Source organism: Pseudomonas sp. IzPS59 (assembly GCF_014863505.1).
GTDB lineage: Bacteria > Pseudomonadota > Gammaproteobacteria > Pseudomonadales > Pseudomonadaceae > Aquipseudomonas > Aquipseudomonas kribbensis.
In genome coordinates this window covers 2,100,782-2,124,072 of record NZ_CP062251.1, presented here as the reverse complement: position 1 = coordinate 2,124,072, position 23,291 = coordinate 2,100,782, and the positions used below count along the sequence as shown (strand labels likewise).

Sequence of the window (23,291 nt, the reverse complement as noted above, 5' to 3'; positions counted from 1 at the left end):
TCTCAAGAAATCAGTTTTTCCAGATCATCGAGGGATAGACGTTTGAGGGCCTCCAGGGATTTAGCCAATTCATCCTGAACCGGCGACATTTCGACGCGCAGCGCCTCTATCCGGTTGCAGAACGCTTTCAGCGTATCGGCTTCGAACAGTTCCTTGAGCGGCACCTTGTCGCCCAGACGCTCCTTGATCCGGGTCACCACCAGCGTCGCCAGCAACGAATGGCCGCCGAGCTGGAAGAAGTTGTCCGCCAGGCCAATGCGTTCGACTTCCAGCACCTCCTGCCAGACCGTCGCCACTTCCCGTTGCAGGTCCGTCTGCGGCGCTTCGTATTGCTGCTGCGCCGGACTGGTACCCAGGGCCATCAGCGCCTTGCGGTCGAGCTTGCCGTTCGGGGTCAACGGCACCGCCTCGATCACATGCAGGTGCCCGGGCACCATGTGCGCCGGCAAACGACTGGCCAATGCCCCGCGCAGTCGTTCGATCAGCGCCGCCGGATCGCTCACCGCTTGCGCCGCCACGACATAACCGTGCAGGAGCTTGCCCGCTGCGCCGTCCTGGGCCAGCACCACCGCTTCGCGAACCTCGTCCTGCTCCAGCAACCGCGCTTCGACCTCGCTGAGTTCGATACGGAAGCCACGGATCTTCACCTGATGGTCGGCACGTCCGAGGTACTCGATGTTGTCATCCGCGCCCTCGCGCACCAGATCCCCCGTGCGGTAAAGCCGCTCGCCGTTGCCGGCATACGGGTTGGGCACAAAGCGCTCGGCGGTCAGGCCCGGTCGCATCAGATAGCCCCGGGTCACGCCGGCACCGCCCAGGTACAGCTCGGCGGCCACGCCGGCCGGCAATACGTTCAGCTGAGTGTCGAGCAGGTACGCCACGGTGTTGACCAGCGGCCGGCCGATATTGGCCTGACCTTGCGCGGTGCGCAGGGTGAACGTCGAATAGGTCGTGTCTTCCGAAGGCCCGTACAGGTCGTAGACCTGCCGGACCGCCGTGGTCGCATACAGGATGTCCACCAGACTCTGCTTCAGCGGTTCACCGGCCAGGTTGATGGTCGTGACCGACGCCGGAATCTGCCCCGCCCGTTGCAGCGCGGCAATCGCCGACGGCACCGTGTTGATCAGCGTGACCCGTTCCCGGGCCGGCAAGTCCGCCAGGGCCAGCGCGTTGTCCGCCAGCACCATGCAGCCGCCGCTGGCCAGGGTGACAAAGATCTCCCACACCGACAGGTCGAAGCAGATCGACGTCGACGCCAGCACGCCGCGCAATTGTTCCTCGCGGTAGACCCCTTGCGACCACTGGATCAACGCCGAGAGGTTGGCGTGGCTGATGGCGACGCCTTTCGGCTTGCCGGTGGAACCCGAGGTGTAGATGACATAGGCCAGGTTCTGCCCGGTGATACCGGCCACCGGCGCGGTGGAGGGATAACCGGCCAGCCACTGCTCGCCCGCCTCCACCAGCACCACCCGGGCACTCAATGTCTCGGGCAGCATCGCCTGCGCTGCCGGTTCGGTCAGCAGCACCGCTGCACGGCTGTCGTCGAGCATGTGCAGCAAACGTTCCTGCGGGTAGTCCGGGTCCAGTGGCACATAGGCGCCACCAGCCTTGAGAATCGCCAGCAGCGCCACCAGCATGTCCGGGGTGCGGCGCATGCACACGCCAACCCGCACTTCCGGCCCCACGCCCAGCGTTTGCAGCTTGTGCGCCAGACGATTGGCCCGCTGGTCGAGCGCGCGATAGTCGATCTGCTGTTCGGCATACACCACCGCCGGTGCGTCGGGTCGTTGCGCGACGCGTTCTTCGATGAACTCCAGCACCGTGCGCGGCGTCAGCGCCGTGACTTCCGCATTGCCCCAGGCGATCGCTTGCTCGCGCTGCGAGTCGTCGAGCAATTGCAACGCGCCCAGTGCCTGGGTGGCGTTGTCGAGGAACTGGCGCAGCAGACGTTCGAGCTGTCGGCTCAGATCGAAAATGGTCGAGGCCGAGAAACAGGCCTGATCGTAACTGACGCCCAGGCTCAACTCACGACCGGTGACCGCCACCAGCGTCAACGGGTAGTTGGTCTGCTCCTGCCGGCGGATCGCCGAGAACACCAGACCCGTGTCCGGGCCCTGTTGCAGGGCTTCGGCCATCGGATAGTTCTCGAACACCAGAATGCTGTCGAACAACGCCCCGGCGCCAAGTCCGGCCCAGCGCTGAATGTCATACAACGGCGTGTGCTCGTGTTCACGCAGCGCCAGGTTGAGGCCCTGCACCTGCTGCAACCACTGTTCCACCGACAGGTCGGCGGACGGCGCGGCCACCACCGGCAAGGTATTGATGAACAGGCCGATCTGCTGCTCGACGCCGGGCAAGTCGGTCGGGCGACCGGCGACCGTGGCCCCGAAGGCCACGTGATCCTGACCGGTATAACGCTGCAACAGCACCAGCCACGCCGCTTGCACCAGGGTATTGAAGGTAACTTTCTGCTCCCGTGCGAAGCGATTCAGATCTGCCGTCAGTTGCTCGCTGAACACATGCTGGTGATCGGCATAACCGCTGGCGCCGGCCAGCGGCGCAGGCACGGCACTGGCCAGTCGCGTCGGCTCTTCAAGCTCGGCCAGCGCCTGTTTCCAGAACGCCTGACTGGCCGGCTGATCACGCTGGCCCAGCCATTCGATGTAATCGCGGTAACGCCCCTGAGCGATGGCCGGGGTCATGCCCGCGTAACGCTGCAACACCTCGCCGAACAACTGCGAAGTACTCCAGCCGTCCATCAGGATGTGGTGACAGGTGTAGATCAGGTGATGCGTCGACTCGTCCGTACGCACCAGGGCAACCCGCAACAGCGGCGCACCGGTCAGCTCGAAACCGTTGGCCAGATCGTCGCCGGCCAGTTGCTCCAGAGCGCTGTCGAGGTCGTTGCGGCCACGCCAGTCCTGCACGCTCCATGGCATCTGCACGTTCTGGCGAACCACTTGCACCGCCGCAGCGGCATCGCCCGGCCAGACAAACGCCGTGCGCAGAATGTCGTGGGCGTCGAGGGTCTGCTGCCAGGCCTGACGGAAACGCTCGATCTGCAGATGCTGCACGTCGACCCGCAACTGATTGGTGTACGCCGGGCTGTCGGGATCGTTGAGGCTGTGGAACAGAATGCCTTGCTGCATCGGCGACAACGGATAGAGGTCGCTGATTTCCCGGGCCGGGATCGGCAGTGCCGAGAGTTGCGCCTGAGTCAGGGTCGCCAGACTGAAATCCGACGGTGTGACGCCAGCATGGCCGCTGTCACAGCAGTGCTCGATCAGGCGCTCCAGCTCGACCCGGTAAGCGTCGGCCAGCGCCTGCATCGTTTCGACACGGTACATCTGCGCACCGAACGTCCAGGTCAGTTCCAGCTCGCCGCCATACACCTGACCATCAATGCTCAGCCAGTTGCCCAATGGCGCCGCAGCGTCCTGATTGGCCCCGGTGCTGTCACCGGACGGCACGAACAGCGCACCCTCGGCGGCGCTGAAATCGCCGTCGAACTGCCCCAGGTAGTTGAACGTCACCCGTGGCGGGGCCAGCGAACGCAGCTCGGCCGCGTCACTCAAGTAACGCAGCACGCCGTAGCCGATGCCTTTGCCCGGCACGGCGCGCAGTTGCTCCTTGATCGCGCACAAGGATTCGCCCGGCGTCGCCTGTGGCGTCAGGCGTACCGGGAACAGGCTGCTGAACCAGCCCACGGTACGGCTCAGATCGAGGTCGTCGAACAGATCCTCGCGACCATGCCCCTCCAGCTGGATCAGCACCGACGGCTGCCGGCTCCAGTCGCACAACACCCGCGCCAGCGCAGTGAGCAACAGATCATTGATCTGCGTGCGATAGGCCGCCGGTGCCACCTTGAGCAATTTTTGAGTCAGCGCCTGGCTCAGGCGTGAACTGACGCGTTGTGCCTGTTGCTGAGTCTGCATATCTTGCGCAAAGTCCCGTGGCAACTCGGCGTCGCCGTCGCTCAGGGTTTTCAGCCAATACGCGCGCTCCGCGTTCAGCGCTTCACTCTGCCCATAACGATGCAGATGCTCGGCCCAACTCTGCAGCGAGCTGCTCTTGCCCGGCCACACCAGCGGTTGGCCGGCGGCCAGCGCGGTGTAAGCGGATTGCAGATCTTCCAGCAGGATGCGCCAGGACACGCCATCGACCACCAGGTGATGGATCACCAGCAACAAGCGTTGCTCACCGCCCGGCAGATTCGCCAGCACCGCACGCAGCAATCGACCTTGCTGCAGATCCAGGCTGCGCTGCGCCAGATCCGCCAGCTCGGTCAGTTGCTCCAGGTTGTCCAGCTCGCGCACCCACAACAGTTCGGGATCGCGTTGCGTCTGGAAAGTGGCCTGCCACCCATCGCCCGTCGCCTGGAAATTCAAGGTCAGCGCATCATGCTGCTCGACCATGGCCGCCAGGGCGGCTTGCAAATGTCCGGCATCGAGCGGCACCTGCGGTTGCAGCATCAGCGACTGGTTCCAGTGCTCGCGCCGGGCAATCGGGGTTTCAAAGAAGCGTGCCTGAATCGGCAACAAGGCCAGTTGCCCGCCGACCTTCTGCGGCGCTGCCGCCACGGGTTTGGCTTCGATCAGCTTGGCCACCGCCGCCAGTTGGCCGACGGTCTGTTTCTCGAACAATTGCTTGGGGCTCAGCTTGATGCCCTGACGTTTGGCCCGGGCAATGATTTGCAGGCTGAGGATCGAGTCCCCGCCCAGCTCGAAGAAGTTGTCGGTGCTGCCCACACGCTCCAGCTTGAGCACATCGGCCCAGATCGTCGCGAGCTTTTCCTCCACCTCGCCTACCGGCGCAACATAACGCTGCGTCACCACACCCGGCACCGGCAAGGCGCGCTTGTCCAGTTTGCCGTTGGCCGTCAGCGGCAATTGCTCCAGCACGACAATCTGCGCCGGCACCATGTAATCCGGCAGACAGGCTTGCAGTTGTTCGCGCAGGTTTTCGGGCTTCAACGTTGCACCCGCCGCCGGCACGCACCAGGCCACCAGTTGCAGGCGCGTCGCGTCGTCATCCAGCGCCAGTGCAAGCACCGCCGCTTCGCTGACACCGTCCAGACCCAGCAGCACCCGGGCGACTTCCGCCGGCTCCACCCGATAGCCGCGCACCTTGACCTGATCGTCGGCGCGACCGATGAATTCCACCGCCTGCCGGCGATTGCGGCGCACCCGGTCGCCGCTGCGATACACCCGCGCACCGGCCGGCCCGAACGGATCAGGCACGAAACGTTCGGCCGTCAGCCCCGGTTGACCGAGATAGCCGAGGGCGACACTGTCACCGCCGATGTACAGCTCACCCGCAACCTGATCGGCCACGCTGTTGAGCACATCGTCGAGCACATACACATGGGCCCCGGCCAGCGCCGTGCCGACCGGAACGCTGCGCACACCGGTTTCCAGCGAGCCGACTTCATGGGCCAACACGCCCACGGTGGTTTCACTCGGGCCGTAGTGGTTGATGACCCGGCAGCCCGGCTTGAGTTGCCGCACACGCTCCACCAGCGCCGGCGAACAGGCTTCGCCGCCGACGATCAGCGCCTGCTCCGGCAGCACGTCTGCCGCGCGGGATGCCTGCAGCAACGCGGCCAGATGCCCCGGAACAATCTTCAGCATGCCCACCCGATGGCTGGCCATGTACTCGGCGAAACGGTCCGGATCGAAGCCCAGCTCTTCCGGCAACACGTGCAGCAAGCGGCCGGAACACAACGCGCCGAACAGCACGGTGAAACCCAGGTCCGCCGCAATGGTGGAGACCAGCGCCATGCTGGTGTCCGGTGCCGGTTCGAGACGCTCCAGTACCCCGCGCACATAGCTGGCCAACGCACCGTGGCTGACCAGAACCCCCTTGGGCTGACCGGTGGAGCCGGAGGTGTGAATCACATAGGCCGGGGACTGTGCCGACAACGCGCAGACAGGCGCCGAATCCGGCTGTTGCTGCCATTGCTGCGCCTCGAATACCAGGCCCCGGCAATCGGCAACCGCCAGTTCCGTCACCCGCGAATCACCTTCAGCGCACACCAGCACCCGCGCCTTGGCAGCGCCGAGCATCAGTTGCAAGCGCGACGTCGGTGCCTTGACGTCCAGCGGCATGTACACCGCGCCGGCCTTGAAAATCGCCAGCACGCAGGTCAGCCAGTCGAGCGAGCGCTCCAGCAGCACGGCGACCGGTTGACCGGCGACCGCGCCCTCGGCCAGCAGATGATGCGCAAGACGATTGGACGCTTGATCCAGTGCCTGAAAGCTCAGCCCGCCGTTCAGGTCACGGGCAGCCATTGCCAGCGGCTGGCGCGCGACTTCGCGAGCCCAGTGCTGCAGCACCGACGGTGCCGGTTCACGCGGTGCCGCCAGAGCGGTTGGCGTAACCGTTGCCACCGTATGCAACGGCGCCGTTGGTGCTTTCAGCAGCGCACCGAACAACCTGAGCAACGCCGGGACGAAACCTTCGACGGTCGCATGCTGATAGAGGTCGCTGGCGTAGGTCATCTGCCCGTGGATCAGCGTGCCGTCGTCGGTGATGTCCAGCGCCAGATCGAAGTGGGTGCCGTCCTTGTCCAGCGGGTATTCCGCCACGCTCAGGCCCGGCAGCGCCATCGAGCGTTGTTTCTGCATGCCGACGTTCTGGTTGAACTTGGCCTGGAACAACGGGTTATGTCCCAGGGTGCGTTCGGCGATCAGTTCGTCCACCAGTTGTTCGAACGGCAGCTCCTGATGGGCCTGGGCGCCAAACGAGGCCTCGCGCACCCGCGCCAGCAGGTCCTCGAAACTGCCCCGCTCGTCCACCTCGCAGCGCAGCACCTGGGTGTTGACGAAGAAACCGATCAGCCCCTCGACTTCGGCGCGGCTGCGGTTGGCGTTGGGTACGCCGACGCGAATGTCACGCTCCCCGGCCTGACGCGACAGGAACAGCGAGAAACCGGCGAGTACCAGCATGAACAGACTGATGCCTTGCGCACGGGCAAAGCCGTTGAGCTGACGCGACAGATCCGCGCCGAAATCGAAGCTCAGGGTCCGGCCTTCAAAACTTTGAGTCAGCGGCCGGGCAAAGTCCGGGGCGACTTCCAGCAGCGGATGTTCCTCGCCCAGTTGCCGGCGCCAGTAATCGAGCTGACGTTCGCCCTCGCCGGCTTCCAGCCAGCGCCGCTGCCAGATGGCGTAGTCGGCGTATTGCAAGGCCAGTTCCGGCAATTGCGGCTCACGTTCCAGGCTGAACGCCTGGTAGCACTGCACGAACTCCTTGACCATCACGTCCATCGACCAGCCGTCGGAGACGATGTGATGCATGCTCACCACCAGCACGAACTCGTCGTCGGCCAGGCAAAACAGACTGGCGCGCAACAGCGGACCATGACGCAGATCGAACGGCTGCGCCGTCACCTCCTGCACCTGCTCGGCCAGTACCTGCTCACGTTCCTGCGCGGCAACACCGGTCAAGTCGATGCGTTCCAGTGCGACGCCCTGCGATTCGAGAATCACCTGATGCGGTTGGTCGCCGTCGGTGCGAAACACCGTGCGCAGCACTTCATGACGCGCCATCAGGTGATCCAGCGAGCGGGTCAGCGCCGACTCGTCCAAACGCCCTTTCAGGCGCAGGCCGGCGGCCATGTTGTATGCGGCGCTCTGCGGTTCGAGCTGCCAGAGAAACAGCAGACGCTGCTGGGCGAACGACAACGGGATCTGCGCACAGTCGTGACGACTGACCGGCAGCGGCAACAGACTGAAGTCCTTGCCATCTTCGCGCAGCTTCGCCAGAAACTGCCGGCGCTGCTCAAGCGGCAAACCGACGAACCTTTTAGCGATGCGTTCCGCCATGCTGCCGCTCATACTTCTTCTCCTTCCAATTCATTCATGAACAGGTCCATGTCGGACCAGTCGTTATCCGTTGCACCCTCGGCCAGCTGTGCCACCGCCTGAGCCAGATCACCGAGCAACGGTTGTTCGAACAGGTTGCGCAGCGGCAACACCACGTTCAGTTGTTTCTTGATGCGGCCGATCACCTGGGCCGCCAGCAGCGAATGGCCGCCGAGTTCGAAGAAGTGATCGTCCAGCCCGACCCGGGGCACTTGCAGGACATCCGCCCAGATCTTCGCCAGGGCTTGTTCGATCTCCGATTGCGGGGCCCGGTAGTCGACCTGCAATTGGTTCACGTCCGGTGCCGGCAAGGCCTTGCGGTCGAGCTTGCCGCTCGGGGTCAGCGGCAATTGCGCCAACAGCAGCAGATGACCCGGCACCATGTAGTCCGGCAGCCTGGCCTGCAGCGCCGTCCTGATCTGCTGACGGAACGCCGACTGCCCCGCCACGCCCTCCAGCACGTCCTGATCGACCACCAGATACGCCACCAATTGCTGGCTGCCGTTCAGCGGCAAGGCCAGGACCACCGCTTCGCGGATGCCCGGGCATTGCTGCAGGCGCGACTCGATCTCGCCCAGCTCGATGCGGAAGCCACGGATCTTCACCTGATGATCGACCCGACCGATGTATTCCACGGCACCGTCGGCGCGCAAACGGGCACGATCCCCGGTGCGATACAGGCGTTCGCCACAGGCAAACGGATCGGCGATGAAACGTTCGGCGCTCAGCATCGGCTGGCGGTGATAACCCCGCGCCAGGCCCGGGCCGCCGATGTACAGCTCGCCCACCGCGCCTTGCGGCAGCAGGTTCAAATCATCGTCCAGCACGTACAGGCGACGGCCAGCCAGGCCATGACCAATCGGAATGCCACGCCATGACACGGCGTCTGCAGTCAGCGTCGAGCAGTCATGGATGGTCGACACCACCGTGGCCTCGGTCGGCCCGTAAGTGTTGAGCAGGCGCACATGACCCAGCCCGGCCTGTTGCCACAGACGCAGACCGTCCACCGCCATGGCCTCGCCACCCACGTGAATCTGGCGCAGCGCACCGAAGTGCGGCGGCGGATTGGCCGCGTATTCCTGCACCAGCCAGTACCAGTACGCCGCCGGCAAGTCGGCCAGGGTGATGCCGTGTTCGAGGATGGCTTGATGCAACGTCGCGCTGTCCCACAGACGCCCGTCGCGCAGCACCACACCGGCGCCGTGGCACAGCGGCGGGAAGAACTGCTCGACGAAGCCGTCGAAACTGCTGGTCGCGAACTGCAGCACCCGGTCGCCTTCGCGCAGGTCGCTGTAGTCGATGGCGCGCTCGATGAACTCGCTCAGGGCGGCGTGACTGATCGCCACGCCTTTTGGCCGGCCGGTCGAACCGGAGGTGTAGATCACGTACGCCAGGTTTTGCGGCGCGACGGTCACCGGCAGATTGTCGCTGGCACCGCTGTCCGGCAGCGTGTCCAGGCACAGGCTTTCCACGCCGTCGAGGGTTGGCAGAGCGGACAGCGTCTGGCGGTCGGTCAGCAACAGTTTCAGTCCGCTGTCGTCGAGCACGTGACGCAGGCGCTCGGGCGGGGTTTGCGGATCCAGCGGCACATAGGCGCCGCCGGCCTTGAGCACGGCGAGCAAGGCGACCGCCAGTTCCAGCGAACGCCCCAGCGCCACGCCGACCAGCACGTCCGGGCCAACACCCCGGGCGCGCAGTTGGTGGGCCAGACGATTGCTGCGTTGATTCAGTTCGGCATAGCTGATTGAAGGCGCCGACTCGTTCGCCAGAACCACCGCCAATGCCTCGGGCGTACGCGCCACCTGGGCTTCGAACAGGGCCTGAATGCTGGCCTGTGGAGGGCTGGTTTCGGCGACCTGAATCAGGCCTTCGCGCTCGGCAGCGGCCAGCATCGAAACCTCGCCGATCAACTGCTGCGGATCGCGGCAGACCGACACCAGCACGTTGCGCCAGTGCCCGGCCAGCGCGGCAATGGTGGAGGCGTCGAAAATGTCGGTGGCGTAGGTGAACGCGGCGAACAATTGCTCGCCCTCTTCCCGGGTATCGAGCATCAGGTCGCTGGTGGCCGCATGCTCGCGGCCGCTGCCGGTCAGTTGTTCTTCGGTCAGGTAACCGACCTGCAAGCCGGCCGTCAGTTGCGCCTGCTGCAAATCCGTCACCAGCGGCTGATGGTTGAACATCACCTGGAACAGCGGGTTGTGACTCTGGCTGCGAGCCGGTTGCAAGGCTTCAATCAGAGCGTCGAACGGCAGGTCCTGATGGGACTGCGCGCCGGCGGCGGCCTGGCGCACGCTCTGCAACAGATCGGCAAAGCGGGTATTGGCAGTGACCACGCTGCGCAGGATCTGCGTATTGACGAAGAAGCCGATCAGGCCTTCGGTTTCGCTGCGGGTACGGTTGGCGATCAGGCCACCGACGCGGATGTCGGTCTGGCCACTGTAGCGATGCAACAACGTCTTGAACGCCGCCAGCAAGACCACGAACAGGGTCACCCCCTGACGTTGTGCGAGGTTTTTCAGTTCCTGCCGCAGGCCCGCGTCGATGACCGTTTCCAGACGTGCACCACGGTGACTGGCCTGGGCCGGGTAGGCGCGATCGGTCGGCAGTTCAAGCACCGGGTGTTCGTCACCCAGTTGCGTACGCCAGTAATCGAGCTGACGCTCGCCCTCGCCCGCCTCCAGCCAACTGCGTTGCCACAGCGCGTAGTCGCGGTAGTGCACGGTGATCGGCGGCAATTGCGGCTCCGCTCCCGCCACCAGTGCCGCGTAGGTGCGCATGAATTCATCGATGAGAATGTTCATCGACCAGCCGTCGGCGATGATGTGATGCAGCGTCAGCAACAGCACGTGTTCCTGCGCGTCCAGCCGCAGCAGGCGCAGGCTCAGCAACGGCCCGTTCTCCAGATCGAAGGCTTGCGTGGCCTCGGCCATCATGTGCTGCCGGGCCAGCGGCCAGCGCTGGTCCTCGGGCAACGCGCTCAGGTCAGTGAGGGTCAGCTTGACGGGCTGCGGTTCGGCGACTTTCTGGAAAGCCTGTTCGCCTTCCTGACCGAACGTCGTGCGCAGGCACTCATGCCGCGCCACCAACCGACTGAACGCCTGCTCCAGCGCCTCGGGCTGCAACTCACCGCTCAGGCGCACGGCCATCGGCAGGTTGTAGGCGGCACTTTGCGGGTCCATCTGCCAGAGAAACCACATCCGCTGCTGGGCATAGGACAGGCCGTCGCGCTCGGCGACCCCGATGCAGGCGGTCATGGGCAGCTGCGCAAAATTGATCCCTTCACGGGCCATGCCGGCGAGGAACAAACGGCGTTTGTCCTGAGGCAATTCGATAAAGCGGCGGGCTAGTTTCTGTGCGTCTGCGGCATTCATGCATTGGGTCCTTGCTGATCGGCGGCGTGACCAGGAGGCCCGGTCGTATCAACAAGAACGAATGACAAACGCAATGATTTAGCGGGGCCGGGCAATCCCCGGGCGATAACCAAAGGGATCGACACGCAAATGCCGAAGCCGGTACAGAACCGGCTTCGACACCCTGTCACTCAAGCGGCGCGACCGTTCAGAGCGCGTCCTGTGAATGCCCCTCGGCCATGGCGACGATGACCTTGCGCGGGCCTTCGAACGGCGAGCGGGCATGGGCCGACAACATGTTGTCGAGCATCAGCACATCGCCCTCCTGCCACGGGAAACTGATGGCGCAGTCGTCGAGCACCGCACGGATCTGGCTCAGGACCTCATCCTCGATGGGCGAGCCATCGCCGTAGTAGACATTACGCGGCAAGTCCTCTTCATCGACGATGTCCAGCAGGCTCTCGCGCACCTCCGGTTGCAGGTTGGAAATGTGGAACAGGTGCGCCTGATTGAACCAGACCATGTCCCCGGTGACCGGATGCTGCGCCACGGCCTGACAGGTCTGGCGGGTGCGCAGTTCTCCGTCGTCCTTCCACTCGCAAACGATGCCGTGGGCCTGGCAATAGGCTTCGACTTCAGCCTGATCGTCGGTGTTGAACACATCCTCCCAGGCCACATCCAGCCCGTTGCCGAAATTGCGCACGTACATCAGGCCCTTGCTGACGAAACGTTCGCGGATCGCCTGGGGAATCCGCCGATACACTTCGCGACTGTCGGCAATCGGCGTTTCGCCACCGGATCTGGCCGCGATCATGCTGTAGAACCAGATCTTCATCGGCCAGTCCCGGGAGTAGGCCTGCTCGTTGTGCAGCGGAATACTCTGGTGCGCCGGGTATTCGGTGGAGGTGTAGACCCCCTGGGTCACGTTGGTGCGTGGCGTGGAGCCAAACTCGTAGTTCAGCAGCGGATGGCCGAAGCTCGCCGCGAATTCGCGAAAGCGCTCTGCACCGTCCAGACGGAACCCGCGAAACAGCAGGCCGCCATCGCGCAGCAAATGCTCATCCACCAGCTCTTTCAGCTCATCGAACACCGCCAGCAGATCCGTATCGGCATCGCTCGCCTCCACCAGCAACGGCAGGCGACCGCGCTGCGGCAACAACGGACGGACGGAAAATCCCTCAGCAACAGCCATGACTGGCCTCCTCAAAACACTCGATAGGTGAACCGCGCCTCACAGCGCCGGTGCCGCCGACAGCGCATGGCGCCGGTGATGGACTTCCAGGTGACTCTTGAGCGTGCGGATGACCCGGGCTTCATGTTCATGAATGAAGAAGTGCCCACCGGTCATCATGTCCACCGAGAAGCTGCCAAGGGTCTCTTTGCTCCAGCCGATCAATTGTTCGGTGGTCGCCCGGTCTTCCTTGCCGCCCAGCACATGCACCGGGCAATTGAGCAGTGGCCGTTCTACAGGCGTGAAGCGGCCGCACATCATGAAATCGGCACGCAGCACCGGCAGCGTCAGGCTCATCAGCTCCTGGTTGGCCAGCACTTCTTCGCTGGTGCCCTGAAAGGTGCGCAACTGGTCGATCAATTCCTCGTCACTGCGCGCCTCGGCAAAACCGCGGTCGTAATCGCTGCGCATGCTCGGGGCCGCCGTGCCGGACGCGAACAGCGCCACCGCTTCGGGCGCGCCAAGATCGCGAAAGGCATGGGCCAGCTCGCACGCCAGCAACGCGCCCAGGCTATGCCCGAACAACGCATACGGTGTTTGCAATGTGGGTTTGAGCTCACGGGCCAGTTGCCGGGCCAGCGCCCGCATGTCGATTTGCAGGGGTTCGTCGTAGCGCGCGCCGCGCCCGGGCAACTCCACCGGTTGCAGTTGCATCCACGACGGCAGTTGGCGCCGCCAGCGGCTGTAGACCATGGCGCTGGCGCCCGAATAGGGCAGGCACAGCAGTGTCAGCTTTGTCACCGCGTTTACCTCAATGGGTTATCTGTAAAAGAGAACGGATGAGGTACGACGGGAATTAGTCCACTGCGACGATCACTTCAAGTGACGGAAACTCTGCACCGCCGACGCCAGCACCACCGCCCCGGCCACTATCGCCAGCCAGAATCCGCTGCGGGCGCCGAACGCATCCACCAGCGCGCCGGAACCGGCAGCGCCGATGGCCACGCCGATGCTCAGGCCGGTCACCAGCCAGGTCAGGCCTTCGGTGAGTTTGGCCGGCGGCACGATGCGTTCGATCAACGCCATCGCCACGATCAGGGTCGGCGAGAAGAACAGTCCGGCAATGAACACCGCCAGGGCCAAACCGAAGATGTTGGTCGCCAGCAACAGCGGCAGCGTGGTCACTGCGGTCGCCAATCCACCGTAGAGAAACAGGCGCGGCAACGGCAGCTTCGAGCGCATCGCTCCGAACGCGATGCCGGCCAGACAGGAACCGATGGCATACACCGACAACACGATGCTCGCCGCCGCCGGCTGCCCCTGCTGCTGGGCAAACGCGACGCTGACCACATCGACCACGCCGACGATCATGCCCATGGCGACCATCAACAGCAGCAGCCATTGCACGTCGGTGGAACGAATGATCGAACCCTGATGATGCGATTCATGCGGATGCACCGGCGGCTCGGTGCCGCGCTGTGCAACGAATGCCGTCACGCCGATGGCCAGCATTATCAGCGCTGCCAGTGGCCCGGCCTCGGGAAACACGCCGACGCACAGCCCCACCGACAGCGGTGGCCCGACAATGAAGCAGACTTCATCGAGCACCGATTCCAGCGCATAAGCGGTCTGCAATTGCGGTTGGCCGCGATAGATTTCCGTCCAGCGCGCCCGCACCATCGCCGACATGCTCGGCATGCAACCGGCCAGCGCGGCGCAGACGAACAGCGTCCAGTTCGGCGCCTGCAAACGGGTGCACAGCAACAACATCAGCAACGCCCCGCCACCGATCAACGCCGACACCGGCAAGATCCGCCCCTGACCGTAACGGTCCACCAGCCGCGACACCTGCGGCGCACAGAATGCCGTGGCCAAGGCAAAGGTCGCCGCCACGCCACCGGCCAGCGCATAGCCGCCGGTCAACTGCGAAAGCATGGTGATCACGCCGATGCCGGTCATGGAAATCGGCATGCGCGCGATCATCCCGGCCATCACAAAGGCCCGGGCGCCGGGGGCGTTGAACAGTTCGCGGTAAGGGTTTGCCATCGGTTGTTGCCTCATCAGGGGCGGCCAACTTGCCACAAAGCCTGAAGGGCGGGAAAGCGAGGAATTGTTGGTGGAATGTGAAGTCCCTGTGGTGTGCAGGGCCAATCGCTGTGGCACGAAGCTGTCGATCTTTTCATGTCTGCGGATGAACTCTCGTCGCCAGCCATCAGTCAGCTAAGTAAGCCCTCAACCCAAGGCGCGACCCTGCATGCAGATTTCCCTCGCTCGTCAGGTGGCACTGGTCACCGGCGCAAGTTCCGGCATCGGCCATGGCGCTGCCAAAGCCCTGGCCGCCGCCGGTGCCGCCGTGGTCATCAACTACAACCGCCAGGCTGAACCCGCCGAAGCGCTGGCCCGAGAGATCGTCGCCGACGGTGGCCAGGCCATCGCCATCGGTGCGGATGTTTCGAAGGAAGAGGACGTGGAGCGACTGTTCCGGCAGACCCTCGACGCCTTCGGCACGCTGGACATTTTGGTGGCCAATTCCGGCCTGCAAAAGGACGCGGCCGCTGTGGATATGTCGCTGGCCGACTGGAACACGGTGATCGGCGTCAACCTCACCGGCCAGTTCCTCTGCGCCCGCGCCGCGCTGCGGATCTTCAATCGCCAGGGTATTCGCGAAGGCGTGTCCCGGGCTGCCGGCAAGATCATCCACATGAGTTCGGTGCACCAGCGCATTCCCTGGGCCGGGCATGTGAACTACGCGGCGTCCAAGGGCGGGGTCGATCAATTGATGCAGACCCTGGCCCAGGAAGTCAGCCACCAGCGCATCCGCATCAACGGTATCGCGCCGGGGGCGATTCGTACGGCGATCAATAAGGAAGCCACCGAAGGCGACGCCGGCCAGGCCCTGCTCAAACTCATTCCTTACGGGCGCATCGGCGATGTCGAGGACGTGGCCAACGCGGTGGTATTCCTCGCCTCCGATGCCTCTGACTACATCGTCGGCACCACCCTGTTCATCGACGGCGGCATGAGCCTCTATCCGGAGTTCCGTGGCAATGGCTGAGCATCCTTCCGAACGACAAAGCCCCATAGACGCCCACGGCATCATTGGCGACATGCGCAGCGCGGCGCTGGTCAATGACAAGGGCAGCGTGGACTTCTTCTGCTGGCCGGAGTTCGACAGCCCGTCGATCTTCTGTTCGCTGCTGGACACGCCCGACGCGGGGATTTTCCAGTTGGCCCCGGACCTGCCCGATGCCCGCCGCGAACAGATTTACCTACCGGACACCAACGTCCTGCAGACCCGCTGGCTTAGCGATCACGCCGTGGTGGAAATCACCGATCTGCTGCCCATTGGCGACAATGATGAGGCATTACCGGTTTTGATCCGCCGGGTTCGAGTGGTCAGCGGGCAGGCAACGTTTCACCTGCGTTGCGCCGTCCGGCATGACTATGCCCGCGCTGAAACGCACGCAGTACTCGATAAAAAGGATGTGCTGTTCAGCGCCAGCGGGCAGCCGACACTGCGGCTGGCCTCGGATCAAGCCTTGAGCGTCGATCACGATGCGGCAGTCGGGCAATTCACCCTCAAGCAGGATGAAACGGCAGCGTTCATGCTCGGCGCCAGCGACGATCCGCGTTTTGCCGAAGGGGCCGCCAAGCTGTGCATCGAACGCACGCTGAAGTTCTGGCGCGACTGGATCGGCCAGTCCAACTATCGCGGGCGCTGGCGGGAAATGGTCAACCGCTCGGCCCTCGCCCTGAAGCTGCTGACCTCACGCCAGCACGGCGCAATCCTCGCCGCCGCCACCTTCGGCCTGCCGGAAACACCCGGCGGCGAACGCAACTGGGACTACCGCTACACCTGGATCCGCGACGCCTCGTTCACCGTTTACGCCTTCATGCGCCTGGGTTTTGTCGATGAAGCCAACGGCTACATGCGCTGGCTGCGCGGGCGGGTCAGCGATTGCAGCGGACAACCGATGAAACTGAACATCCTCTACGCCATCGACGGCCGCCAGGAACTGCCGGAAACCGAACTCACGCACTTGTCAGGCCACGGCGGCGCGAAACCGGTGCGCATCGGCAATGGCGCCTACGACCAGATTCAACTGGATATCTTCGGCGAACTGATGGACGCCGTTTATCTGGTCAACAAATACGGCGACGCGATTTCCCACGAAGGCTGGAAACACGTGATGGAAGTGGTCGATCAGGTCTGTGAGACCTGGCAGACCAAGGACGTAGGCATCTGGGAAATGCGCGGTGAGCAACATCACTTCCTGCATTCGCGGCTGATGTGCTGGGTGGCACTGGACCGGGCGATCCGCCTCGCCTCGAAACGCTCGCTGCCGGCGCCCTTCGCCCGCTGGGACCAGACCCGCCAGGCGATCCACGCCGACATCTGGGACAACTTCTGGAACGAAGAGCGCGGGCATTTCGTGCAATACCAGGGCGGCACCGCGCTGGACGGTTCGATGCTGCTGATGCCGCTGGTGCGTTTTGTCAGTGCCAAGGACCCGCGCTGGTTGGCGACGCTGGAAGCCATCGAAAAACATCTGGTGCGGGACGGCATGGTTTACCGCTATCGCAATGATGATTCGGGGATCGACGGTTTGTCCGGCACCGAAGGCGCCTTCGCCGCGTGCTCGTTCTGGTACGTCGAATGTCTGGCAAGGGCCGGGCAACTGGAAAAGGCCCACCTGGAGTTCGAGCAACTGCTGCGATACGCCAATCCATTGGGGTTGTACGCGGAGGAATTCGACAACCGTGGCCGGCATCTGGGTAATACGCCACAGGCATTGACACACCTGGCGCTGATCAGCGCGGCGAGTTTCCTGGATCGCAAGTTGAGTGGGGAGAAGAATTACTGGCAGCCGTAGTCATCCTTATTCGCCAGAGCCTGTAAGAAAGATCTCAATCCCAATCGCCGCTTGTAGGATTGCCACCTACGAGCGGCAAACACTCCCGAGCCTTGTCGTTGCAGGGCTGGCCCACACAATCGATTCCTTTCGATACAACTGGTTGATGGCAAGGCCTACAAAAACCTGCCAACCCCGTTTAACGCTTGGCTTGCAACTCGCACTTACACCCCGAAATACCTTGTTGCCAGCTGTTACATCCCCCCCTACCATCCACCGCAACGGGCACAGCGGAGCTGTCCAATAAAAACCCGATTCAAGGAACCAGAATGAGCCAACGCATCCACCGCCCCATCGATTCCCCATTGAGGTCTGGCCTGACCCGCGACGAACTGTGGGAAGGCGCCGACAAGGGCCTGATCAAATGCTGGGAAATCGGCCGCCAGCGCGCCGCCCGCTTCCCCGACCTCGCACAACGCTGCAGTGCCGATGAACTGCCGGTACTGGGCTGGAAAGGTGGCGTGAGTCGCAGCCTGAAGAAGAATGAAAAGTACGGATCGTTGAAATACCTCGCCCAATGGCAGGGGTTGCGTGGGGAAGATCTGGATATCGATCTGGGTGCAGAGCGGGTCATGACCTGCTCGCGGACGAAAATGGTGGTGACGTTTACGCCGGATCGCAGCAAGTATTTCAATCAGGTGGCGGAAGCCGAAACTTGAGGAATCTCGTATGACCCAAGCCGTGATGCAGTGTTGCAAGACCGAAAGTCTGACCATCGCCTATGAGCATCACGGCCCGGAAAGCGGCACGCCGGTCATCCTGCTCCACGGTTTCCCCTACTCCCCCCGCGCCTACGACGAAATCGCCCCGCCTCTCGCCGCCAAGGGTTACCGGGTGATCGTGCCGTACTTGCGCGGCTACGGACCGACCCGTTTCAACAACCCGGACACGCTGCGCTCCGGCCAGCAAGCGGCGCTGGCTCAGGATCTGCTGGATCTGATGGACGCACTGGGTATCGAGCAGGCGACGCTTTGCGGTTACGACTGGGGTGGTCGGGCGGCGTGCATTGTGGCGGCGTTGTTTCCCGAGCGGGTGCGCGGGTTGGTGACGGGCGATGGCTACAATCTGCAAGACATTCCGCATTCGATCCAGCCGCTGGATCCCGAGACCGAGCATCGTTTCTGGTATCAGTATTACTTCCACACGCCCCGTGGCGTTGCAGGGCTGACGCAGAATCGTCGGGAACTGTGCGAGCTGCTGTGGCAATTGTGGTCGCCGACCTGGGCGCGGAACGCCGAGCGTTTTCCGCTGAGCGCACCGGCGTTCGACAACCCGGATTTTGTTGACGTGGTGATTCACTCTTATCGCCATCGCTTCATGTATGCGCCGGGCGATCCGGCGCTGGAGTGGATGGAGCAGGTGCTGGAGAAACAACCGGCGATCAGCGTTCCGACGATTTCGCTGTGCGGTACCGATGATGGTGTCGGCCCGGCACCCGAAGACGATGAAGATGCGCACCACTTCACCGGGATTTACGAGCGGCGGGTGCTGGCCGGTGTCGGGCATAACATTCCCGAGGAAGCGCCGGGCCAGACGCTCAAGGCATTACTGGATCTGCTCCAGCGCTGACCGAAAACCGCTCCCGATACGCCTGCGGCGTCACACCCATGGCCCGCAGGAAACTGCGTCTTAACGTCTCTTCACTGCCAAATCCACAATTGGCCGCGACCCGTTTGATCGGCAATCCGGTATCGCTCAGCAACCGACGCGCGGTTTCGACGCGGATCAGTTCGATGGCCCGGGCCGGGGTCTGGCCGGTGTCGGCGCGGTAGTGGCGCACGAAGCTGCGTTCGCTCATGCCGGCCTGTTCGGCGAGGGTCGGGATGCCCAGATCGCAAGTCAGGTGTTCGGCGATCCACGCGTGCAGATCATCGAAGCGGTTGCCCTGTTTTTGCAGTGACAGCGTCACGCTGAACTGCGACTGCCCGCCCGGGCGCTTGAGGAACACCACCAGTTGCCGGGCGACGTCCAGGGCCATGTCGCGGCCGAGGTCGTCTTCGACCATGGCCAGCGCCAGGTCGATGCCGGCGGTGACGCCCGCCGAGGTCCAGACGGGGCCGTCGTTGATGAAGATCGGATTGGGCTCGACCTGCAAGCGTGGGTGTTGCTGTGCCAGTTGCTCGCAGCGGGTCCAGTGGGTGACGACGCGGCGGCCGTCGAGCCAGCCGCTGGCCGCCAGCAGAAATGCCCCGGTGCAGACCGAGGCCACGCGCCGGCAGCCGCTGGCATGTTCGCGCACCCAACTCACCAACTCGACATCTTCGGAAGCCGCATACACGCCCCAGCCTCCGGCGATGATCAGCGTATCGCTTGGCTGTTTCGGCAACGGCTCGGCCAACATCGCCAACCCGGCCGAAGAGTTCACCGCCCCACCGCCACTGGCGATGACCGTTGGCGCGTACGGCGCGGGCAAACCCTGCTGGCGGGCGATGTCGTTGGCCGAGGCGAAGACTTGCAACGGCCCGGTGACATCAAGCAATTGCACATTAGCGAACGCGAGGACGTGGATGGTTTTCGGCATTTGGCGTAATTCGAGGGCTGATTGGCGTATGCGCCAAAACCTACGCGCCTACAGTGAAGCCGTCCACCCCCCTTTTCACGGAGATGAATCATGGCATTGCAGATCGGTTTTCTGTTGTTTCCCCAGGTGCAGCAACTCGACCTGACCGGCCCGTATGACGTACTGGCCTCGTTGCCGGACGTGGAGGTGCATCTGGTCTGGAAGGATCTGGTGCCGGTCACCGCCAGCACCGGGCTGCTGCTGAAACCGACCACCACCTTCGAGGATTGCCCGGATCTGGACGTGATCTGCGTGCCCGGCGGCGCCGGGGTCGGACCGTTGATGGAGGATGAGCAGACGCTGGACTTCATCAGGTCGCAAGCGGCACAGGCTCGGTACGTTACGTCGGTTTGCACCGGTTCGCTGGTGCTCGGCGCGGCGGGACTGTTGCAGGGCAAACGGGCTACCACGCACTGGGCTTATCACGATCTGTTGCCGACACTGGGCGCAATTGCGGTGAAGGATCGGGTGGTGCGTGACGGCAATCTGTTTACCGGGGGTGGCATCACGGCCGGGATCGATTTTGCGTTGACGCTGGCGCAAGAACTGGTCGGCCTCGACACGGCGCAACTGGTGCAGTTGCAGCTGGAATATGCACCGGCGCCGCCGTTTGATTCGGGCAGCCCGGAGACGGCGCCGAGCGGGATTGTCGATGAGGCGCGCAAGCGTGCGGCGCCTTCGCTGAAAATACGCCGGGAAATCACCGAGCGCGCGGCGGCGAAGCTCAATCTGCGCTGATTCGTGCGCAGCACAGGCCCTGTGGGGATCAACCCACAGGGCCCGCGTCCCGGTTTTCCCCTGCACCTTCACTTGTCCCCTAGCCCCCACCCGTGTAGAAAGCCTGTCCACAAATCGTGCACAAGGACTTTCCATGACAGCTCTGCCATGGCTCTATCTCGGGCTTCTCAGCCTTGGTTACGGATTGGCGCTGAGTTTCGGCCAGCTCGGCTGGCTGGCGCTGATCTCCATTGCACTGCTGGTTTTCGCCGGTTACGCCGTGCGCCAGCAAACCGTGCCGGTCGGGCGTTTTCTCGGTCATGGCCTGTTTATCGTGCTGGCCGTGGCGCTGGCCCTGCACTGGCTACCGGGCTTCTATAACGGCCGGGCCATCCCGGCGCAGCGCTTCACCGACAACGCCGTGCCGTTCTCGATGTTCGTGAATCTCGATAAACCGCTGATCGGCTTCTGGCTGTTGCTGGTCTGCCCGTGGATCGTCGCGCGGCGCTCGTTGCGCCTGACCGTTTATGCCACCGCGCTGGCACTGACGTTAAGCGTGATACTGGCCCTCGGCAGCGCGGTGTTGCTGGGCATGATCACCTGGGCGCCGAAATGGCCGGATCAGGCGTGGTTGTGGGTGTTGAACAACCTGCTGCTGGTGACGCTGGTCGAAGAAGCGCTGTTTCGCGGCTATATACAGGGCGGCCTGAGCCGGCACTTCAAACACCTGCCCTACGGCGACAACCTCGCGCTGCTGCTGGCGTCCCTGCTGTTCGGCCTGGTGCATGTGGGCGCCGGCTGGCAGTGGGTGTTGCTGGCGGGCCTGGCGGGTGTCGGCTATGGTCTGGCCTACCGGTTTGGCGGGCTTGCTGCCGCGATCGCCACGCACTTTGGTCTGAACCTGCTGCATTTCGGCCTGTTCACCTATCCGATGCTTGCGGGCTGAGGCAAGCCCCGTTTTGCGACGCCGTACTTATAAATGAAAAAAAACTTCAACAAATCGCCGACCCCGCCGACAACCTTTCAAAGCCTTGCGGATTGAAAAACCATGCGTAATAACCAGCCCATTACACAACGCGAACGGACTTTCCCGGCTCAGCAACGGTTGATTTCCACAACCGACGCCAAAGGCGTGATCACCTACTGCAACGACGCTTTCGTCGAAATCAGCGGGTTTTCGCGTGAGGAACTGATCCGTGCGCCGCACAACCTGGTTCGTCACCCCGACGTCCCGGCTGCGGTGTTTTCGCACATGTGGGGCACACTGAAACAAGGCTTGCCATGGATGGGCATTGTCAAGAATCGCTGCAAGACCGGTGATCATTACTGGGTGAACGCCTATGTAACGCCGGTGTTCGATGGCAGTCAGGTGGTCGGTTACGAGTCGGTGCGGGTCAAGCCGTCCGCCGAACAGATCCGCCGTGCCGAAGCGCTCTACCAACGCATCAACCAGGGCAAGTCGGCGATTCCTTCGAGCGACAAATGGCTGCCGATCGTGCAGGACTGGCTGCCGTTCATTCTGGTCAGCCAGTTGAGCTTCATGATCGGCGCCACCCTGAACTCGCAGTGGGGCTTCGCCCTCGCCGCCGGTCTGTCGGTGCCGCTGGGCCTGCTGGGCCTGCAATGGCAGCAACGCGGGCTCAAGCGCCTGCTGCGTCTGGCCGAGCAGACCACGTCCGACCCGTTGATCGCGCAGATGTACACCGACAGCCGTGGCGCCCAGGCGCGTCTGGAAATGTCGATCCTCAGCCAGGAAGCCCGCCTGAAAACCTGCCTGACCCGTCTGCAGGACACCGCCGAGCACCTGACCGATCAGGCCAAACAGTCCGACGCCCTGGCGCACAACAGCTCCAGCGGCCTGGAACGTCAGCGCGTGGAAACCGAACAGGTCGCCACCGCCGTCAACCAGATGGCCGCCACCACGCAAGAAGTGGCCAGCCACGTCCAACGCACCGCCGACGCCACCCAGGAAGCCAACCGCCTGACCGGCCGCGGCCGCGACATCGCCGGCGAAACCCGCGAAGCCATCCAGCGCCTGTCGGTTGTCGTCGGTGAAACCGGCCTGACCGTCACCCAACTGGCCAAGGACAGCGACGAAATCGGCGGCGTGGTCGACGTGATCAAAGGCATCGCCGACCAGACCAACCTGCTCGCGCTCAACGCTGCGATTGAAGCAGCGCGGGCCGGCGAGATGGGCCGGGGTTTTGCCGTAGTCGCCGACGAAGTCCGCCAACTGGCACAACGCACCAGCGAATCCACCGGCCAGATCCACGCCCTGATCGCCAAGCTGCAACAGACTGCATCCAGCGCCGTACAAACCATGGAAGCCGGCCATCGCCAGGCGGAAGAAGGTGTCGCGCGGGTACTGGAAGCGGATCAGGCCCTAGTGGGCATCAGCGAAGCGGTGGCCAACATCACCGACATGACCACCCAGATCGCCGCCGCGACCGAAGAGCAAAGTGCCGTGGCTGAAGAAATCAGCCGCAACATCAGCAACATCTCGGAACTGGCGGACCAGACCTCGGAACAGGCGCATAACTCGGCGTTGCTGAGTGAAGAGCTGACCAAGACTGCCAACACGCAATACTCGTTGGTGGAGCGGTTTAACCGCTGATTGTTCTGCCAATAAAGAAACCCCGGACAGCGAAAGCTTCCGGGGTTTTTATTGCCTGTCTGCAAGGGCAAGCCCACTCCCAAAGGGTTAACGGCGTTCAC

13 protein-coding genes are annotated in these 23,291 nt (G+C 63.6%); 7 read left to right on the top strand and 6 right to left on the bottom strand.

Annotated elements, in window-relative coordinates; all coding sequences use genetic code 11:
* Positions 1–2 precede the first annotated feature (2 nt).
* The 5 genes from IF189_RS09610 to IF189_RS09590 form a co-directional block, all read right to left on the bottom strand.
* Positions 3–7,838 carry a non-ribosomal peptide synthetase gene (locus IF189_RS09610; protein ID WP_192553184.1) on the bottom strand — a complete coding sequence of 2,612 codons (7,836 nt, stop codon included), beginning with the start codon at positions 7,836–7,838 and terminating at the stop codon, positions 3–5.
* Positions 7,835–11,236, bottom strand: coding sequence for a non-ribosomal peptide synthetase (locus IF189_RS09605; RefSeq protein ID WP_192553183.1), 3,402 nt, complete (start codon positions 11,234–11,236; stop codon positions 7,835–7,837). The genes IF189_RS09610 and IF189_RS09605 overlap by 4 nt, the downstream gene beginning before the upstream one ends.
* Before the next feature lie 187 nt (positions 11,237–11,423).
* The gene (locus IF189_RS09600; protein WP_192553182.1) at positions 11,424–12,407 is read right to left on the bottom strand and encodes a TauD/TfdA family dioxygenase; all 984 of its coding nucleotides are present in this window, start codon (positions 12,405–12,407) and stop codon (positions 11,424–11,426) included.
* Positions 12,408–12,446: 39 nt separating this feature from the next.
* Positions 12,447–13,187, bottom strand: coding sequence for a thioesterase II family protein (locus IF189_RS09595; protein WP_085711957.1), 741 nt, complete (start codon positions 13,185–13,187; stop codon positions 12,447–12,449).
* A gap of 72 nt (positions 13,188–13,259) precedes the next feature.
* Entirely contained in the window at positions 13,260–14,432 is a 1,173-nt protein-coding gene (locus IF189_RS09590; protein WP_114882068.1) for an MFS transporter, read from the bottom strand.
* A gap of 208 nt (positions 14,433–14,640) precedes the next feature.
* Here IF189_RS09590 and IF189_RS09585 point away from each other — a divergent pair, with 208 nt between their 5' ends.
* The 4 genes from IF189_RS09585 to IF189_RS09570 all read left to right on the top strand — a co-directional run bounded on the left by IF189_RS09585 (position 14,641) and on the right by IF189_RS09570 (position 18,868).
* Positions 14,641–15,441, top strand: a complete 801-nt coding sequence (locus tag IF189_RS09585; RefSeq protein ID WP_192553181.1) for a glucose 1-dehydrogenase — start codon at positions 14,641–14,643, stop codon at positions 15,439–15,441.
* Positions 15,434–17,260, top strand: a complete 1,827-nt coding sequence (locus IF189_RS09580) for a glycoside hydrolase family 15 protein (RefSeq protein WP_192553180.1) — start codon at positions 15,434–15,436, stop codon at positions 17,258–17,260. Before IF189_RS09585 ends, IF189_RS09580 begins: the two co-directional genes overlap by 8 nt.
* A 308-nt stretch (positions 17,261–17,568) precedes the next feature.
* Positions 17,569–17,958, top strand: coding sequence for a hypothetical protein (locus IF189_RS09575; protein ID WP_192553179.1), 390 nt, complete (start codon positions 17,569–17,571; stop codon positions 17,956–17,958).
* A 10-nt stretch (positions 17,959–17,968) separates the two neighbouring features.
* Positions 17,969–18,868 carry an alpha/beta fold hydrolase gene (locus tag IF189_RS09570; RefSeq protein ID WP_192553178.1) on the top strand — a complete coding sequence of 300 codons (900 nt, stop codon included), beginning with the start codon at positions 17,969–17,971 and terminating at the stop codon, positions 18,866–18,868.
* Here the strand turns inward: IF189_RS09570 and IF189_RS09565 are convergent.
* Positions 18,837–19,820, bottom strand: coding sequence for a GlxA family transcriptional regulator (locus IF189_RS09565; RefSeq protein ID WP_192553177.1), 984 nt, complete (start codon positions 19,818–19,820; stop codon positions 18,837–18,839). The genes IF189_RS09570 and IF189_RS09565 overlap by 32 nt on opposite strands.
* Positions 19,821–19,910: 90 nt before the next feature.
* Here IF189_RS09565 and inhA point away from each other — a divergent pair, with 90 nt between their 5' ends.
* From inhA to IF189_RS09550, 3 genes are all read left to right on the top strand, one after another.
* Complete coding sequence (gene inhA, locus IF189_RS09560) at positions 19,911–20,597, top strand: isonitrile hydratase (RefSeq protein ID WP_192553176.1); 687 nt, start codon at positions 19,911–19,913, stop codon at positions 20,595–20,597.
* A gap of 133 nt (positions 20,598–20,730) precedes the next feature.
* Positions 20,731–21,522 (top strand): CPBP family intramembrane glutamic endopeptidase, encoded by a 792-nt coding sequence (locus tag IF189_RS09555; RefSeq protein WP_192553175.1) that lies wholly within the window; start codon positions 20,731–20,733, stop codon positions 21,520–21,522.
* Positions 21,523–21,624: 102 nt separating this feature from the next.
* Positions 21,625–23,190, top strand: a complete 1,566-nt coding sequence (locus tag IF189_RS09550) for a methyl-accepting chemotaxis protein (protein WP_085711948.1) — start codon at positions 21,625–21,627, stop codon at positions 23,188–23,190.
* Positions 23,191–23,291: the final 101 nt, after the last annotated feature.

Excerpts from the sequence above, each read along its gene's own strand:
- IF189_RS09610 (WP_192553184.1), bottom strand. The coding sequence starts at position 7,838 with ATGAGCGGCAGCATGGCGGAACGCATCGCTAAAAGGTTCGTCGGTTTG.
- IF189_RS09605 (WP_192553183.1), bottom strand. The coding sequence starts at position 11,236 with ATGAATGCCGCAGACGCACAGAAACTAGCCCGCCGCTTTATCGAATTG.
- IF189_RS09600 (WP_192553182.1), bottom strand. The coding sequence starts at position 12,407 with ATGGCTGTTGCTGAGGGATTTTCCGTCCGTCCGTTGTTGCCGCAGCGC.
- IF189_RS09590 (WP_114882068.1), bottom strand. The coding sequence starts at position 14,432 with ATGGCAAACCCTTACCGCGAACTGTTCAACGCCCCCGGCGCCCGGGCC.
- IF189_RS09585 (WP_192553181.1), top strand. The coding sequence starts at position 14,641 with ATGCAGATTTCCCTCGCTCGTCAGGTGGCACTGGTCACCGGCGCAAGT.
- IF189_RS09580 (WP_192553180.1), top strand. The coding sequence starts at position 15,434 with ATGGCTGAGCATCCTTCCGAACGACAAAGCCCCATAGACGCCCACGGC.
- IF189_RS09575 (WP_192553179.1), top strand. The coding sequence starts at position 17,569 with ATGAGCCAACGCATCCACCGCCCCATCGATTCCCCATTGAGGTCTGGC.
- IF189_RS09570 (WP_192553178.1), top strand. The coding sequence starts at position 17,969 with ATGACCCAAGCCGTGATGCAGTGTTGCAAGACCGAAAGTCTGACCATC.
- IF189_RS09565 (WP_192553177.1), bottom strand. The coding sequence starts at position 19,820 with ATGCCGAAAACCATCCACGTCCTCGCGTTCGCTAATGTGCAATTGCTT.
- inhA (WP_192553176.1), top strand. The coding sequence starts at position 19,911 with ATGGCATTGCAGATCGGTTTTCTGTTGTTTCCCCAGGTGCAGCAACTC.
- IF189_RS09555 (WP_192553175.1), top strand. The coding sequence starts at position 20,731 with ATGACAGCTCTGCCATGGCTCTATCTCGGGCTTCTCAGCCTTGGTTAC.
- IF189_RS09550 (WP_085711948.1), top strand. The coding sequence starts at position 21,625 with ATGCGTAATAACCAGCCCATTACACAACGCGAACGGACTTTCCCGGCT.